This window comes from Agromyces sp. Root1464 (assembly GCF_001427265.1).
In the GTDB taxonomy this organism is placed as follows: Bacteria; Actinomycetota; Actinomycetes; order Actinomycetales; family Microbacteriaceae; genus Agromyces; species Agromyces fucosus.
Map to the genome: position 1 here is coordinate 899,865 of NZ_LMFU01000002.1, position 16,084 is coordinate 915,948.

The 16,084-nt window shown below is 71.0% G+C and carries 14 protein-coding genes; 7 read left to right on the forward strand and 7 right to left on the reverse strand.

All coding sequences use genetic code 11. The annotated features are described in order from the left end of the window. Positions 1–50: 50 nt before the first annotated feature. Genes ASD23_RS09970 through mtrA form a run of 3 tightly spaced genes read right to left on the reverse strand, consistent with a single transcriptional unit; the run spans position 51 to position 4,179 of the window. Positions 51–1,745, reverse strand: a complete 1,695-nt coding sequence (locus tag ASD23_RS09970) for a GerMN domain-containing protein (protein WP_162248739.1) — start codon at positions 1,743–1,745, stop codon at positions 51–53. Then, positions 1,742–3,490: an MtrAB system histidine kinase MtrB gene (gene mtrB, locus ASD23_RS09975; protein ID WP_082571348.1), complete on the reverse strand. Its 1,749-nt coding sequence runs from the start codon at positions 3,488–3,490 to the stop codon at positions 1,742–1,744. Before mtrB ends, ASD23_RS09970 begins: the two co-directional genes overlap by 4 nt. 8 nt (positions 3,491–3,498) lie before the next feature. Then, positions 3,499–4,179: an MtrAB system response regulator MtrA gene (gene mtrA / locus ASD23_RS09980; protein ID WP_056009906.1), complete on the reverse strand. Its 681-nt coding sequence runs from the start codon at positions 4,177–4,179 to the stop codon at positions 3,499–3,501. Between the two features lie 158 nt (positions 4,180–4,337). On the opposite strand from mtrA, the gene ASD23_RS18835 reads away from it, so the two are divergent. The 6 genes from ASD23_RS18835 to aqpZ all read left to right on the forward strand — a co-directional run bounded on the left by ASD23_RS18835 (position 4,338) and on the right by aqpZ (position 10,855). Continuing rightward, positions 4,338–5,588 carry a hypothetical protein gene (locus ASD23_RS18835; RefSeq protein WP_162248740.1) on the forward strand — a complete coding sequence of 417 codons (1,251 nt, stop codon included), beginning with the start codon at positions 4,338–4,340 and terminating at the stop codon, positions 5,586–5,588. Beyond that, positions 5,579–6,265, forward strand: coding sequence for a DUF4129 domain-containing protein (locus ASD23_RS18840; protein WP_056009910.1), 687 nt, complete (start codon positions 5,579–5,581; stop codon positions 6,263–6,265). Before ASD23_RS18835 ends, ASD23_RS18840 begins: the two co-directional genes overlap by 10 nt. Further along, positions 6,262–7,575: a DUF4350 domain-containing protein gene (locus tag ASD23_RS09995; RefSeq protein WP_082571349.1), complete on the forward strand. Its 1,314-nt coding sequence runs from the start codon at positions 6,262–6,264 to the stop codon at positions 7,573–7,575. Before ASD23_RS18840 ends, ASD23_RS09995 begins: the two co-directional genes overlap by 4 nt. Continuing rightward, a complete protein-coding gene (locus ASD23_RS10000; RefSeq protein ID WP_056009914.1) occupies positions 7,572–8,561 on the forward strand; it encodes an AAA family ATPase in 990 nt (329 codons plus the stop codon). The genes ASD23_RS09995 and ASD23_RS10000 overlap by 4 nt, the downstream gene beginning before the upstream one ends. Positions 8,562–8,579: 18 nt before the next feature. Further along, the gene (locus ASD23_RS10005; protein ID WP_056009916.1) at positions 8,580–9,917 is read left to right on the forward strand and encodes a DUF58 domain-containing protein; all 1,338 of its coding nucleotides are present in this window, start codon (positions 8,580–8,582) and stop codon (positions 9,915–9,917) included. 182 nt (positions 9,918–10,099) lie between these two features. After that, the gene (gene aqpZ, locus ASD23_RS10010) at positions 10,100–10,855 is read left to right on the forward strand and encodes an aquaporin Z (protein ID WP_056009918.1); all 756 of its coding nucleotides are present in this window, start codon (positions 10,100–10,102) and stop codon (positions 10,853–10,855) included. Positions 10,856–10,930: 75 nt separating this feature from the next. On the opposite strand, the gene ASD23_RS10015 is transcribed toward aqpZ, so the two are convergent. Continuing rightward, complete coding sequence (locus ASD23_RS10015; RefSeq protein WP_056009923.1) at positions 10,931–11,926, reverse strand: stage II sporulation protein M; 996 nt, start codon at positions 11,924–11,926, stop codon at positions 10,931–10,933. A gap of 17 nt (positions 11,927–11,943) precedes the next feature. Here ASD23_RS10015 and ASD23_RS10020 point away from each other — a divergent pair, with 17 nt between their 5' ends. Continuing rightward, a complete protein-coding gene (locus ASD23_RS10020; RefSeq protein WP_056009925.1) occupies positions 11,944–12,786 on the forward strand; it encodes an RDD family protein in 843 nt (280 codons plus the stop codon). Positions 12,787–12,848: 62 nt separating this feature from the next. On the opposite strand, the gene ahcY is transcribed toward ASD23_RS10020, so the two are convergent. The 3 genes from ahcY to ASD23_RS18600 form a co-directional block, all read right to left on the reverse strand. Beyond that, the gene (gene ahcY, locus ASD23_RS10025) at positions 12,849–14,330 is read right to left on the reverse strand and encodes an adenosylhomocysteinase (protein ID WP_056009927.1); all 1,482 of its coding nucleotides are present in this window, start codon (positions 14,328–14,330) and stop codon (positions 12,849–12,851) included. A 64-nt stretch (positions 14,331–14,394) separates the two neighbouring features. Then, positions 14,395–15,828: a phosphomannomutase/phosphoglucomutase gene (locus ASD23_RS10030; protein WP_056009929.1), complete on the reverse strand. Its 1,434-nt coding sequence runs from the start codon at positions 15,826–15,828 to the stop codon at positions 14,395–14,397. Then, the gene (locus ASD23_RS18600; RefSeq protein ID WP_082571350.1) at positions 15,825–16,040 is read right to left on the reverse strand and encodes a DUF3499 family protein; all 216 of its coding nucleotides are present in this window, start codon (positions 16,038–16,040) and stop codon (positions 15,825–15,827) included. Before ASD23_RS18600 ends, ASD23_RS10030 begins: the two co-directional genes overlap by 4 nt. Positions 16,041–16,084 lie beyond the last annotated feature (44 nt).

Below are 16,084 nucleotides of genomic sequence, written 5' to 3' on the forward strand. Positions count from 1 at the left end.
TCCTCGGCGGGCGGATCCCGCCCCTTGAGGGGCTGGGGAGGGCGGGTGGGTCAGTCGGGCTGCTGCGAGGCCAGGAGCCGGATGCCCGTCGCTCTCGCCTGCCAGCCGACGCCGCTGGGCGCCTCGAGGTCGCCTGCGCCCGTCAGGATCCGGAGATCGTGCACGCTGTTGCCACCGTCGATCGCGACGCCGCCGTCGGGCCCCGCCCGCGGGACGGCGAAGCCGCCGAGCTCCTGGGTGATCACGCGCGTGCTCCCGTCGGGTAGTGCCGTGAGCGAAGCGACGGTGCGGGAATCCAGCCAGGTGACGTCGCGCGGCACGCCGGCGACATCGGAGAGCCCGAGCGTGACCGCGCTGAGCGCGACCGGGGTACCCGCGGCATCCCGCTGGATCGAGGCGGCGACGAATTGCGTCGAGGTGCCATCGCCGAGGAGCGCAACGAGCCTCGTCGAGTCCCGTGAGATCTCGAGGGCGGCGATCGACGCTCCGGTCCACGGCACGGCGAGCTGGATCGGCTCGAGCGACCGGTCGGCGGGGTAGGCGACGAGTTGCCCCGGAAGTCCGGCGGGCACCGACCAGACGGCGCCCGTGCCGTCGATCGCGGGCACGATGAGTCCGCCTCGAGGATCGAGCGACTCCGCTTCCTCCCCTGCCCGGACGACCGAGACTCCATCGGCCGCGAGCACCGCGGCGGCCTCAGCGCCGGCGCCGAGCGCCGCCCCCATCGGGGCCAGCGCCTCGACTTGCGGTGAGAGGTCGGGTATCTGCTCGATGCCGGCCCCGGAGGCGGCGAGGTATCCGAAGGTCGTGCCGTCGAAGACGACGGGCCGCGGATCGACCGGGGGGTTCCTGACCGGCTCGGGCGAGAGCTCGGGCACGTCCTGCTCGGCGCCGTTCAGTGAAAGCGACACGGAATCGACGTTGCTCACCCCGTCGAGGCTCGCCTCCAACTGGAACTGCATGCGCTGCACGCTCGTGACATCGTCGTCAGTCGCCCCGGTGACGTCGACGCTCGCCACGCGCCCTGCGATGGGCACGGACGCCGAATCGAGACGCGTTCCCTCGGGGAATGCCGAGCGGACCCCCGCCTTCAGCCACTCCGACGGACCGACCAGCAGCGCCCGAACGATGCTCGTCTGCGCCGAGTCGCGACCGGCGAACCACCGGAGGTCTGGGACGAGATAGTCGAAGTCGTACGAATAGAAGTAGAGGGGGTAGCTGCTGAAACTCTGCACGAACGTCGTCTGGTCGATCAACAGGCCGTCAGGCGCGACCGAGATTCGCCACTGCCCCTCGTCGTCCTGCTCGAGTTCGTAGCCGAGCTCCAGCGGCGCGATCGAGTCGGAGATGTCGTACTGGCCCGTCGCCGAAAGCTGCGCAGCGGGCGTCGCATCCGCGACGACCGCTGTCGTGCCGACCTGCGTGAACTCACGGTCGGCGAGCACGTCGACGGTCGCGGCGGCGTAGGGGTTCCACTCGTCGGCGAAGGCCGGCGTGAGAAACTCACGGGCCGCCTGGTACTTGTTGCGCGGGCTCGCCGCGGCGTCGATGAAGCCCTTGACGATGTCCAGCTGCGAGGCGTCCTTCGCCGGCGGCGCGACGATCGTGTCCAACTCGGGCAACTCGTCGACGATGGGTGGTGATCCGGCGTTGACGCCGCCAGAACTCGGAATCGACACGCAGCCGCCGAGCAGGCCGGCGACCACGGCGACGAGGGATGCGGCGAGCACTCCTCTACGCATCATGCGCCTCCCCATCCCCCGTTGCCGACCTGCTTCGTCGATGCGGCGCGCCCTGCTGCATCCGTCTCGACGCTCGTGTCGGCATCGACGGCGCGTACCACTCCCGTCGCAGGCGGACCGGTGGCATCGATGTCCTCGGGTTCCAGCGGTAGAGGCGACTCGACGAGCTCGTCGGCGAAGTCGCCGGATCGGGGCAGGGTGAGGCGGAACACCGTACCGAATCCGCGTCGCGACCAGACGTCGAGCGTGCCGCCGTGGGCGACGGCGTCTTCGAGGGCGATGGCGAGTCCGAGCCCGGTGCCGCCGATCGTGCGAGTGCGACTGGGGTCGGCCCTCCAGAACCGATCGAAGACGCGGGCGGACTCGTCGGCGGTCATGCCGAGACCGTAGTCGCGCACCGACAGTGCGATCGCCTCCTCGTTGCTGTCGACCGCGACGACGATGGGCCGACCCTCGCCGTGCTCGATCGCATTGCCGAGCAAGTTTCTCACGATGCGGCGGATGCGACGGGGATCGACCTTCGCGTCGAGGTGACCGCCCGGCGCTTCGAGTCGGAGTTCGCTGCCCCGGCTGCGTGCGAGTTCGTGCATCGACTCGATCGCATCGCCGGCGAGGTGCACGAGGTTCGTCGCCTCGGTCGCGAGCTCCACCGAACCCGCGTCGTAGCGGCTGATCTCGAGGAGGTCCGCGAGCAGCGTCTCGAAGCGCTCGGTCTGCGTGTGCAGCAGTTCGACGGTTCGAGAGGTCGGGCCGGGGAAGTCGTCGCGCTGCCCGTAGAGGACATCGCCGGCGAGTCGGATCGTCGTCAGAGGTGTTCGCAGTTCGTGCGAGACGTCGGAGACGAACCGCTGCTGCATGACCGAGAGCTCGGCGAGCTCACGGATGCGAGCCTGGAGACTGTCGGCCATCCCGTTGAACGATGCGGCGAGTGTCGCGAGCTCGTCCTCGCCCTTCTCGGGCATGCGAACGCCGAGGTCGCCGGCCGCGAGTCGGCGGCTCGTCGTCGCCGCCGAACGGATCGGTTCGATCACCCAGCGCACGACGAGCAGTGTGGTCGCGCTCAGCAGCACGAGCAGCGCCACCGCACCGATCGTGCCGACCAGCTGCATGAATGCGAGCGTCTCCTGGGCTGCGGCGAAGCTGTAGCCGACGTACAGCCCGTAGTCCCCGACCCCTGGCACGCCGATCGAGCTGCCGACGACGATCCCGGGGCCGACGGCGCCGTCGTCATCCTCGAGCGCAACCGACTGCCAGTACTGCCCGTCGGGGTCTGCACGCACGTGACCCTGCAGTTCGGGGGTGATGACGCCCCCCTGGAGGATCGGCGCGATGCGCGTCGGCGGAGCGGTCGAGGTCGACACGACGCCTGGCTGAATGTAGGCGATCGCAGGACTGCCCGAGACCCTGCTGACCGTGGTCACGATGTCGGCCATGACCCCCTGCATCGACGCCGGGTCGGCGGCGTCGGCGCCGTCGAGGATGCTCTGAGCAGCGAGCGTCGCCTGGTTGGCGTCGCCGAGGGCGCTGTCGAGCTGCGTCTTGAACAGGTTCGACGCGATGCTGAACGAGATGTACAGCCCGATCACGAAGATCGCGAGCGACGACAGCGCGAACGTGATGAGGACGGTGCGGAACTGCAGGGAATGCCGCCACAGTTCGAGGGCGCGGCGCGGCAGCGCGGCCAGGGCGCGCCGGATCTCGCGCCACGAACCGACCCCGAACCGGGCCGGGGCCTCCGCCTGCGACATCCGGTCCCCTAGGTGGTCGCGCCGGCTCGATACCCGACGCCGCGCACCGTCATGACGATGCGGGGGTTGTCGGGGTCGTGCTCGACCTTCGCACGGAGGCGCTGCACGTGCACGTTCACGAGCCGGGTGTCGGCCTTGTAGTGATAGCCCCACACCTGTTCGAGCAGCATCTCGCGCGTGAAGACCTGCTGCGGCTTCGACGCCAGGGTCAGGAGGAGGTCGAACTCGAGCGGCGTGAGGTTGATGCGGGTGTCGCCGCGTCGCACCTCGTGGCCGGCCGCGTCGATCGTGAGGTCGCCGACACTGAGGGTCGAGACCGCCTGGTCGGGCGTGGGCCGCAGGCGCGTGCGGATGCGCGCGACGAGCTCCTTCGGGTTGAAGGGCTTGACCATGTAGTCGTCGGCACCCGACTCGAGGCCCTTGACCACGTCGGACGTGTCGGTCTTCGCGGTCAGCATGATGATGGGCGTGCCGGACTCGGCGCGGATGCGACCGCACACCTCGATGCCGTCGATGCCCGGCAGCATGAGATCGAGCAGCACGAGGTCGGGCTTCGATTCGCGGAAGGCGGCGAGCGCTCCCGTGCCATCGGCGCAGAAGAAGGGCTCGAACCCTTCGGTGCGCAGCACGATGCCGATCATCTCGGCGAGGGCCGTGTCGTCATCGACGACGAGTACGCGTGGGTTCATCGTTCATTCCTGTCAGCACCGCCGGATCACGGCCGAAACCAGTGCCTAAAGCGTAGTCGGTCGGGGCGGGAAGACCACCGGAAGGCCGATCGGCGCGTGCCCGGCGCGTCGGCGATATGTGCGAGCATGGTGGGAATCCGCCGGAAGGAGCCCCACAGGTGTCAGACCACGACTGGCAGGCGCCCGGCGGTGCTCCCGCTCCGGGCCCCGCTCCGGATGCCGCTCGTTCGGCCCGATTCGACCCGTCTGCCTTCCCTCCCCCGAGCGTCGAAGCGTCGCCGTCGGCCCTCCCGGCTCCGGCCGCTCCGACATCGCCAATGTACGGCCAGGTTCCGTACGGTTCGCCGCTCGGCTGGACGCCGCCCCCGAAGCCGGGCCTGCTCCCGCTGCATCCGCTGGGATTCGGCACGGTGCTCTGGGCTCCGTTCAAGGTGCTCCGGCGAAACCCTGCGGCGACCTTCGGGACCGGTCTCGTGGTGCAGCTCGTCTCGGTCGTCGCGATGCTGGCGGTCTTCATCCCGTTCATGGTGTTCGTCGTCTCGCGTGTCGAGAGCGCAACCGATTCCGCCGACGCCGATGCACTGATGTCGGGCGCCATCGGCGGCTTCCTGCTGCTCATGCTCGTGCCCATCGCCCTCTCGCTCATCGCGGGCGCATTCCTGCAGGGCGTGATGGTCGTCGAGGTCGCCAGCGGCACCCTCGGCGAACGACTCCGCTTCGCCGCGCTGTGGAAGCGCGCCGCGAAGCGCTTCTGGCCCCTCCTCGGCTGGACCGCGATGGTCACCGGCGCCATCGTCGTGGCCTTCGCGTTCTTCATCGCGATCATCGTCGTCGCCACCTTCTTCGACCCGGTGACCGTCATCGTGACGATCCTCGTCATGATCCTCGCCGGGCTCGGTGCGGCGGTCGTGGCCGCATGGCTCGGCACGAAGCTCTCGCTCGTGCCGAGCGTCATCGTGCTCGAGGGCGTCGGCATCGGCACGGCGATGAAGCGGTCGTGGCGGCTCACCGACGGCTTCTTCTGGCGGACCTTCGGCACGCTCCTGCTCGTCGGGTTCATCCTCAACCTCGCGGCGCAGGTCGTGGTGCAGCCGGTCTCCCTCATCGGCACGATCGTCGCTGCGATCATCGACCCGACCGGCACGGGTGCCGCCATCGCGATCACCGTGGTGACGATGATCGTGACCGTCATCCTCTCCCTCCTGATCGGTGCGATCACCGCCGTCGTGCAAGCGGCCCTCGTCGCCGTCATCTACATCGACCTGCGCATGCGCACCGAGGCCCTCGACCTCGAGCTCGTGCGCCACATCGAGCAGCGCGACGCCGGCCTCCCGGTGACCGATCCGTATGCCGCCCCGTCGACGGCGACGGCCCCTGCCTCGACGGCCGCCGGCCCCGCGTGGCCGTGATCCGGCTGCGCGGCACCCCGCTCGACCCCGATGCCCCCGAGGCGCGTCGGTGGCTCGAGGACGAGCTGACCGGGCCCGAATACCAGGCGGCGAAGCCGAGTCCGTTCGATGTCGCGATGCAGGCGATCCGCGACTGGTTCCTCGGGCTCTTCGACGGTGCCACCGGGCTTCCCGGTCCCGTGCTGACGCTGCTGCTCGTGCTCCTCGTCGTCGCCCTCGTCGTCGTCGGCCTCCTCGTCTTCGGACTGCCACGGCTCCGGCGCCGCCGCCGGAGCGAGGTGGCGCTCTTCGACGACCACGACCGCCGCGATCTCGAGACGCTGCGTCGGGCCGCGATCGCGGCGGCGAGCGCGGGCGACTGGCCGCTCGCCATCGAGGAGCGCTTCCGTGCCCTCGTGCGCGGTCTCGTCGAGCGCGAGGTCGTCACGGTGCACCCCGGCACCACGGCACGGGCCTTCGCGGATGCCGCGGCGGGCTCGTTCCCCGACTTGGCCGCCGAGCTGCGCACAGCTGCGGCCGGGTTCGACGGGGTGCGCTATCTCGGCCGCGCCGGATCCGCCGACGAGTACGCGCGGGTGACCGAGCTGGAGCGCCGCATCGCCGAGGCGCGGCCGACGAGGCGAGACGGGCACGAGGCATCCGCTGACGACCGCGACCCGGTCGAGGCCGCTCGATGAGGGCGTTGATCGACGGCTCGAGCGCGAATCCGGCGACGGCGGATGCCTCGGGCCCCGGCACCGATCTCGACGTCGACGGCGACGCCTCGGCGCCCGCCGTCACGCCGACCGTCCGGGCGTTCCTGCGCCGCAGTCGGACCTGGATCGTGATCGCCGCGGTGCTCGTGCTGGGTGCGCTCATCGTGATGACGATCCAAGGCGGCGCACGCGCGCCGGGCGCCCCGCTCGCTGCTGACAATCCCGCCCCTGCGGGCGCGAAGGCGCTCGTGGAGGTGCTCCGCGACCATGGGGTCGTCGTCACTGAGGCGCGCTCGTTCGACGCCGCGCTGGACGCGGCCGACGGCACGGCGACGGTGCTCGTCTACGACGAGTACGCGATCCTCGACGACCGCCGGCTGACGGAGCTCTCCGAGGCGACCGATCGGCTGATCCTCGTCGAACCCGGGTTCACGGCCCTCGAGACGCTCGCGCCGGGTGTCCGGTTCGCCGGCGCCGCGAGTGGCCCGATCGACGAGGTCGCGTGCGACCTGGGGCCCGCGGTCCGCGCCGGCTCGCTCTCCGACGGACAGCGGCTCGTCACCGTCGACGACGAAGCGGCCGATGCCGGCTGGCAGGGCTGCTTCCGCGACGGCGACTTCGGCTTCGCGGTCGCGAGCGGCCCGACCGCGGGCGGCGCCGAGCTCACGATCGTCGGTTCGACGAGCGTGTTCGCGAACGAGACGATCACCGAGGCGGGCAACGCCGCCCTCGCGATCGGACTGACGGGCGCGAGCGACGAACTCGTCTGGTACCTCCCCGGCCCGGGGGATGCCGACGCCGCCGACGCACCGAGCCTGGCCGAGCTCACGCCGGGCTGGGTGAGTCCCGTGATGGTGCTCGCGTTCGTGGTCGTCATCGTCGCGGGCGTCTGGCAGGGCCGTCGGTTCGGACCGCTCGTCGTCGAGCGCCTCCCGGTGCACGTGCCCGCCGGCGAGACGAGCCGGGGCCGGGCCAGGCTCTACGCGCGCACCTCGGCTCGCACCCACGCCGTCGACCAACTGCGCATCGGCGCCGTCGTGCGGATCGCACGGGTGCTCCGACTCCCCCGATCCGCCGGCGTCGACGAGGTCACGGATGCCGCGGCGCGGGCGACCGGCCGCGACGGGGCATCCGTTCACCGCCTGCTCGCGGACGACCTGCCCGCCGACGATCGCGCACTCGTCGACCTCGCCGCCGGGCTCGCAGAGCTCGAGGCCGCGGTGCAGCGCTCGCTCGATCCGCGCAGCGCCGAACCCACCGATCGTGACGACCCCACAGGAAGGCGACCATGACCGACCCCATCCCCGCTCCGGCGATCGCTGCCACCGACGACGAGCTGCGCGCCGCGCTCAATCGCGTGCGCACCGAGGTCGGCAAGGCCGTCGTCGGTCAGGACGGCGCCGTGACCGGCCTCATCATCGCCCTGTTGACGCGCGGGCACGTGCTGCTCGAGGGCGTGCCCGGCGTCGCGAAGACGTTGCTCGTGCGTACGCTCAGCCGCACCCTGCAGCTCGACACGCGCCGCCTGCAGTTCACCCCCGACCTCATGCCCGGCGACGTCACGGGATCGCTGGCCTACGACCCCCGCTCGGGCGAGTTCGCCTTCCGCGAGGGGCCGGTGTTCACGAACATCCTCCTCGCCGACGAGATCAACCGCACGCCGCCGAAGACCCAGTCGGCACTGCTCGAGGCGATGGAGGAGCGCCAGGTCTCGGCCGACGGCGTCACGCGCCCGCTCCCCGACCCGTTCATGGTCGCCGCGACGCAGAACCCGATCGAGTACGAGGGCACCTACTCCCTGCCCGAGGCGCAGCTCGACCGGTTCCTGCTGAAGCTCGTGCTCGACGTGCCCGAGCGCACCGCCGAGCTCTCGCTCCTCCGTCGCCACGCCGACGGATTCGACCCCCACGACCTCGCCGCGGCGGGCGTCACCCCCGTGCTCGGCGCGGCCGAACTCGCGGCGGCTCGCGCCGCGGCATCCGCGGTTCGCGTGGAGGACGACGTGCTCGGCTACCTCGTCGACCTCGCTCGCGCGACGCGCCGGAGCCCGTCGATGCGGCTCGGCGTGAGCCCTCGCGGCACGACGGGCCTGCTCGCCGCGGCGAAGGCGTGGGCGTGGCTCACGGGCTACGAGTCGCTCACGCCCGACCACGTGCAGGCGATGCTGCTGCCCGTCTGGCGCCACCGGGTGCAGCTCCGGCCCGAGGCCGAGCTCGAGGGCGTCTCGATCGACGCGGTGCTGCAGTCGATCGTGCAACAGGTGCAGGTGCCGCTCTGACATGACCCGGATCCCCTGATGGCCCTGACCGGTCGGTTCGTCCTCCTCGTCGCACTCGGCGTCGTGCCCGTCGTCGTGGCGGGCGCCGCCGGCGCGCCCGAGGCCTGGCTCGCGCTCGTGGGGTGGCTCGTGCTCGTCACCGGCGCCGGCGCGCTCGACCTGTCGCTCGCCGCATCACCGCGCCGGGTGGCGTTGCGCCGCGAGTTGCCCGACCGCGTGCGGCTCGGCGAGCCGGTGACCTCGGTGCTGCGCGTCGAGAACCTCGGGCAGCGGATGCTCCGCGCCACCGTGCGCGACGGCTGGGAGCCGTCGGCCGGGGTCGCCGGCCCCAATCGCACCCCGCTCCGGATCCCTCCGTTCGAGCGCCGTCGCATGACCCTCCAGCTCACCCCGTGGCGACGCGGCGACCGGCGCAGCGACCAGGTCACGATCCGCTCCGCCGGCCCCCTCGGGCTCTGGCCCCGGCAGGCGACGCTCTCGGCGCCCGGCCGCATCCGCGTGCTCCCGCCCTTCCACTCGCGCGTGCACCTGCCGTCGCGGCTCACCCGGCTGCGCGAGCTCGACGGCCGCACACCACTGCTCATCCGCGGTCAGGGCACGGAGTTCGACTCCATCAGGGAGTACGTGCGCGGCGACGACGTGCGCTCGATCGACTGGCGCGCCACGGCGAGGCACGCGGACCCCGAGATGCCCGGGAGTACGCGTCTCATGGTGCGCACCTGGCGTCCCGAGCGCGATCGCCGCATCGTGATCGTGACCGACACCTCGCGCACCGCGGCAGCCCGGATCGCCGACGAACCGCGCCTCGACACCGCGTTCGAGGCTTCCCTCCTGCTCGCAGCGCTCGCCTCGCACGCCGGCGACAAGGTCGACTTCCTCGCGTGGGATCGTCGGCTCCGCGGGCGGGTGCACGGCGCCAGCGGTCCGGCGCTCCTCGCCCGAATGGTCGACACGATGGCGGGCATCGAGGCCGAACTGATCGAGGCCGACTGGGCGGCCGTTCCGGCGCAGGTGCGCCGCATCACGAGTCGGCACGCACTCGTCGTGCTGCTGACCGCCGCCGACTCACCCGGAACGGCACGTGAACTCCTCTCGGTCCTCCCCCAGCTGACCGCTCGGCACACCGTGGTGGTCGCTTCCGTCGCCGACCCGTCGCTCCTCGACGCCGCGCGCGGGCGCGACGACCTCGAGCAGGTCTACGCCGCCGCCGCCGCCGAACGGGGCCTTCTCGACGGCGAGCGCGTGGGCGCCGCCGTACGGCGACTCGGCGGCCTGACGGTGAGCGCAGCGCCGCTCGAGCTGCCGCCCGCCCTCGCCGATCTCTACCTGGAGCTGAAGGCGACCGGCCGGCTCTGACGCCGGATGACGGTTTCGGGCCTCGCACGACGGCAGGTGACGCGGCGCGGCATCGATCCCCAGCGGATTCACAACATTCGCGCGCGGTTCACGCTCGCCGCGCCTGCCGCTCGATAGGTTCGCTTCAGGCGCCAGGGGGTTGGTGCCGATTCCGTCTTGTCTCCCCTACGAAAGGACCCCCCGTGTCTGATGCGACCACGGCCGTCGAGGCTCCCTCGACCGCCCAGAAGCTCACCGCCGAATTCATCGGCACCTTCATCCTCGTCTTCGGCGTCATCGGCACCGTCGTGTTCGCCGCCGGATTCAATGGCGGCGAAGGCGGCCTGAACGTCGGCTTCCTCGGTGTCTCGCTCGCCCTCGGCCTCACGGTCGTGGTCGGCGCATACGCGTTCGGGCCCATCTCGGGCGGACACTTCAACCCCGCCGTGAGCATCGGCCTCGCCGTCGCCGGCAAGTTCTCCTGGAAGGCGGTGGGCCCCTACATCGCGGTGCAGATCCTCGGCGGCATCCTCGCGACGACCGTGCTCCTCGGCATCCTCTCGGCCGGTCCGAAGTTCGACATCGTCATCTTCACCGGCGCATCGACCGGCTACGACCAGCTCTCCCCCGGCAACTACGGCCTCGGCTCGGTCTTCCTCATCGAGACCGTCGCGACGGCGATCTTCCTCTTCGTGATCCTCGGCGTCACGAGCACCCGCGCGGCCGTCGGCTTCGCCCCGCTCGCGATCGGCCTCACGCTGACGCTGCTCGCGCTCATCGCCATCCCAGTGTCGAACGCCTCGTTCAACCCGGCCCGCTCGATCGCCACCGCGCTCTACGGCGGCGGCATCGCATGGAGCCAGCTGTGGGTGTCGGTCGTCGCCCCGATCCTCGGCGCCGTCATCGCAGCGCTCATCTACAAGCTCGTCTTCGACCGCACGAAGCAGCTCGCCGCGTAACCTCTCAGACGACGATGGCGGATGTCCCACGGGGCATCCGCCATCGTCGTCTCCGCGGCCGTGGACACGCGATGGTCAGCCCGCGACGATGCGCTGCGACCCTGCATCGAACTCGACGAGGTCGCCGGTCTCACCTGCGCGACTCGCGCGGCCGCCGAGCACGAGCATGTACGCGAGGAACCCGCCGAGCGCCGCGACGCCGATGCCGATCTTCACCGGCCACGGCCACGGGGCGGGGGTGACGAAGCCCTCGATGATTCCCGAGACGAAGAGGAAGAACACGAGGCCGATGGCGACGCTGAAGAGCGCGCGGGCGTCTTCGGCGAGTGCCACGCCCCGAGACCGGGCGCCCGGCGCCACCCAGGCCCAGAAGATACGGAGGCCGGCCGCCGCCGCGACGAAGACGCACGTGAGCTCGAGCAGTCCGTGCGGCGCGATGTAGAGGAAGAACGTGTCGGCCTCGTCGTAGGCGAACATGACCGCGGCGTTCACGCCGAGGTTCTGCGCGTTCTGCAGGATCACCCACGGCACCCACACCCCGAGGATGCCGAAGGCCACGCACTGTGCCGCGATCCAGGCGTTGTTCGTCCACACGGCGCCCGCGAACGAAGCCGCCGGGTTCTCCGAGTAATAGGCGACGAAACCCTCCTCGGCGAGCTGTCGCAGCTCATCCTCGCTGCCGATCGCCGCCAGCACGCGGGGGTCGGCGCTGATCCACCACGCGTAGAGGGCCGCAACGACGACCGTGACGATCGCCACGGCGAGGGTCAGCCACCGCAAGCGGTAGAACGCGGCCGGCAGGCTCACGATCGCGAACCGGGTGAACTGGCGCATCGGGTTCTCGGGTGCACCCGTGAAGGCGAGTCGAGCCCTCGCGAGCGTGACGGACAGCCGGTCGCCGAGGGGGGTCGAACCCGCTGTCGCCTGCACGAGCGAGAGGTCGGAGGCCGCGCTCTGGTACCGCTCGATCAGCTCGTCGGCCTCGGCGCCGTCGAGCCGTCGACGTCGTGCGAGCGCGTCGAGCCGCTGCCAGTCGTCATGACGGGCGGAGGCGAGCGCATCGAGGTCCATCTGCTTGAATACTACCCATGGCAGATGCCCCCGCCGTCGCCCCGAGCGCGGCCCGATTCGACGACGAGGGCGTCGTCACCGGCGAGGCCGTGACGCTCGACGTGCGACCCGCGAGCGCGATCATCCGAGCAGGCGGCGCGATGATCGACGTCCTCGTGTCCGTGCTCCTCATCCTCGGCCTGCTGCTGGCGCTCTCGGGGCTCGGCATCGACGAGAAGGGCTTCCAGGCCATCCTCATCGCGGGCATCGTGACCTGCATCGTGATCGTGCCCACCGCAGTCGAGACAGCCACGCACGGTCGTTCGCTCGGCAAGCTCGCATTGGGTCTGCGCGTGGTACGCGACGACGGCGGGGCGATCGGGTTCCGGCACGCGTTCATCAGGGCGCTCACCGGTGTCGTCGAGATCTACCTGACCTTCGGCGGCCTCGCCGTCCTCGTCGGCTTCCTGAACCCGTCGTCGAAGCGACTCGGCGACCTCTTGGCGGGTACTCACGGCCAGGTGGAGCGCGTGCCGAAGCTGCCGTCGACCGCATTCGGCGTGCCGCCCCAGCTCGTCGCCTGGGCGGCCATCGCCGATGTCGCGCGCCTGCCCGACCCGCTCGCGCGCCGGGTCGCCTCCTTCTTCACGAACGCCGCGCACCTGGTGCCCGAGAGTCGCGCCCGCGTCGCAGCGTCGCTCGCCGCAGAGGTTGCGCCGTTCGTCTCGCCCTTGCCCGATGCGCCGCCCGAGCTCTTCCTCGCCGGCGTCGCGGCGCTCCGCCGCGAACGCGACGCAGTGGCGCTCTCGCTCGTCGACGCCCGCATGGCCTCGCTCTCGCCGGTGCTCACGGCGACGCCGCCCGGGTTCCCCGAGCGCTGAGTCACGATCGCGCCGACCGGAGGCGGGCTGACGGATGCCGCGAGCCGCGGCATCCGAACCGCTCAGTACCGGTAGTGGTCGACCTTGTACGGGCCCTCGACCGGAACGCCGATGTAGGCGGCCTGTTCGGGCGAGAGCTCGGTGAGCTCGACGCCGAGCGAGTCGAGGTGCAGGCGCGCGACCTTCTCGTCGAGGTGCTTCGGCAGCACGTAGACGCCGACCGGGTACTGCTCGGGCCTGGTCCACAGCTCGATCTGGGCGAGCACCTGGTTCGTGAAGGAGTTCGACATGACGAACGACGGATGCCCCGTGGCGTTGCCGAGGTTCATGAGCCGGCCCTCGGAGAGCACGAGGATCGAGCGCCCCGTCGGCAGCCGCCACTCGTGCACCTGCGGCTTGATCTCGATGCGCTCGGCGCCCGCGAGCGACTCGAGTCCGGCCATGTCGATCTCGTTGTCGAAGTGGCCGACGTTCGCGACGATCGCGAGGTGCTTCATGGCGAGCATGTGCGAGGTGCGCACGACGTCCTTGTTGCCCGTGCAGGTGACGAGGATGTCGACCTCGCCGATGACGTCGTCGAGGCGGGCGACCTGGTAGCCGTCCATCGCAGCCTGCAGCGCGCAGATCGGGTCGACCTCCGAGACGATGACCCGGGCCCCCTGGCCTCGCAGCGCTTCTGCAGCGCCCTTGCCGACGTCGCCGTAGCCCACGACGAAGGCGACCTTGCCGCCCATGAGCACGTCGGTCGCGCGGTTGAGTCCGTCGGGCAGCGAGTGTCGGATGCCGTACTTGTTGTCGAACTTCGACTTCGTGACCGAGTCGTTGACGTTGATGGCCGGGAAGAGCAGGGCGCCTTCGGCGTGCAGCTCGTAGAGGCGGTGCACGCCGGTGGTGGTCTCCTCGGTGACGCCCTTGAGCTCCTCGGCGATGCGCGTCCAGCGGTCGGTGCTGAGCTCGAGACTCGCGCGCAGCGTGTCCAGCACCACCCGGTACTCGTGGCTGGCGTCATCTGCGGCCGCCGGCACCGCGCCCGCTGCCTCGAAGTCGCGACCGTGGTGCACCAGCATCGTGGCGTCGCCGCCGTCGTCGAGGATCATGTTGGGGCCGATCCAGTCGGCACCGGATGCCGCGGCCTCCGCCGACCAGTCGAAGATGCGGTCGGTGCACCACCAGTACTCCTCGAGCGACTCGCCCTTCCAGGCGAAGACCGGCACACCCGCGGGGGCGTCGACGGTGCCCTCGGGGCCGACCACGATCGCGGCGGCCGCTTCGTCTTGCGTGGAGAAGATGTTGCAGCTCGCCCAGCGCACCTGCGCGCCGAGCGCGACGAGGGTCTCGATGAGCACGGCGGTCTGCACCGTCATGTGCAGGCTGCCGGCGATGCGGGCGCCCGCGAGCGGCTTGGACGCGCCGAACTCAGCGCGGAGGGCCATGAGGCCCGGCATCTCGTTCTCGGCGAGCCGCAGCTGGTGCCGGCCGGCCTCGGCGAGGGAGAGGTCGGCGACCTTGTACGGGAGGGCGGTGGTCGCGGGCAGCGTGGTCATGCGCCCATTCTGCCAGCTCGCGTCGGAGTGCCGATGCGCAGGCGTGTGCACGGCCTCGCAGGACTCAGGCGCGGATGAGCGCGAGGACCTCGTCGCGGATGGCCGCCATCGTCGCGACATCCTCGCCCTCGGCGTTCAGGCGCAGGAGCGGCTCGGTGTTCGAGGGCCGCACGTTGAACCACCAGAACGCCTCGTCGCCGGAGGTCATGCCCGTGACCGTGAGGCCGTCGAGCTCGTCGAACTCGGCGCGATCGGTGAACGCCTCGACGATGCGCGTGTAGGCGGCGGGCACGTCGTCGACGACCGAGTTGATCTCACCCGAGAGCGCGTACGGGGTGAAGCGCGTCGACATCGCGGAGAGCGGGGCCTCCTGCGCGCCGAACTCGGCGAGCACGTGCATGGCCGCGAGCATGCCGTTGTCGGCGCCCCAGAAGTCCCGGAAGTAGTAGTGCGCCGAGTGCTCGCCGCCGAAGACGGCGCCCGTCGCCTTCATCTGGTCCTTGATGAGCGAGTGGCCGACGCGGGTGCGCACGGGAGTCGCGCCTGCGGCCTCGATCGCCTCGGGCACGAAGCGCGAGGTGATGAGGTTGTGGATCACCGCGACATCCGCTTCGCCCATCGCCTGCACGCGGGCGATCTCGCGGAGCGCCACGATGGCGGCCACCGCCGAGGGGTCGACCGCACCGCCCTGCTCGTCGACGACGAAGCAACGGTCGGCGTCGCCGTCGAAGGCGAGCCCGAGGTCGGCGCCGTGCTCGACGACCGCCCGCTGCAGGTCGACGAGGTTCGCGGGCTCGAGCGGGTTCGCCTCGTGGTTCGGGAAGGTGCCGTCGAGCTCGAAGTAGAGGGGCACGATCTCGAGCGGAAGGGCAGGAAGCCCGGCAGCGGTGCCCAGCACGGCCGGCACGGTGAGCCCGCCCATGCCGTTGCCGGCGTCGACGACGATCTTGAGCGGGCGGATGCCGTTGAGGTCGACGAGCGAGCGCAGGTACGCCGCGTAGTCCGCCAGCACGTCGACGGTCGAGACCGTGCCTGGCACGGCGACGGGCGCGACGCCCTGCTCGAGGTAGTCGGCTGCGCGATCGCGGATCGCGGCGAGGCCCGTGTCGAGCGAGATGCCCTGCGCGCCTGCACGCGAGAACTTGATGCCGTTGTAAGCGGCAGGGTTGTGGCTCGCCGTGAACATGGCCGCCGGCGCGTTCATCGAGCCGGAGGCGAAGTAGCTCTCGTCGGTCGAGCACAGCCCGATCGAGACGACATCGGCACCGCGCGCAACGGCCCCCCTGGCGAACGCCTCGGCGAAGCCGGGCGAGGAGTCGCGCATGTCATGCCCGACGACGACCGTGCCGCCGCCTGCGCCGACCTCGTCGACGAAGGCCGCTGCAAGCGCCTGGACGGTTTCGGCGGTGAGCCCGTCGCCGACGATTCCGCGGACGTCGTAGGCCTTCACGATGGCGTCGAGGCGCGCTCGTGCCTCGGAGGATGCTGCGGAATTCATGCCTTGAAACCTACCTCACCGAGGCTGACGTGCCGCACGACCTGCCACCCCACGGGGGCCGACGTGCGCTCGGCATGCCGTGCGCAGAGGTCGTAGCCGTGGGGCTCGCGGGTGACCGCGAGCGGACCGAGCACGGCCATCGAATCGGCATAGTCGAACGTCAGCGTGGCAACCGCTTCGGCAGCGCAGGCAGTGCGCGAACAACGTCTCATGGCTCCACCAGAGTAGCGAGCATCGGAGCGGATCGGTGGGCACG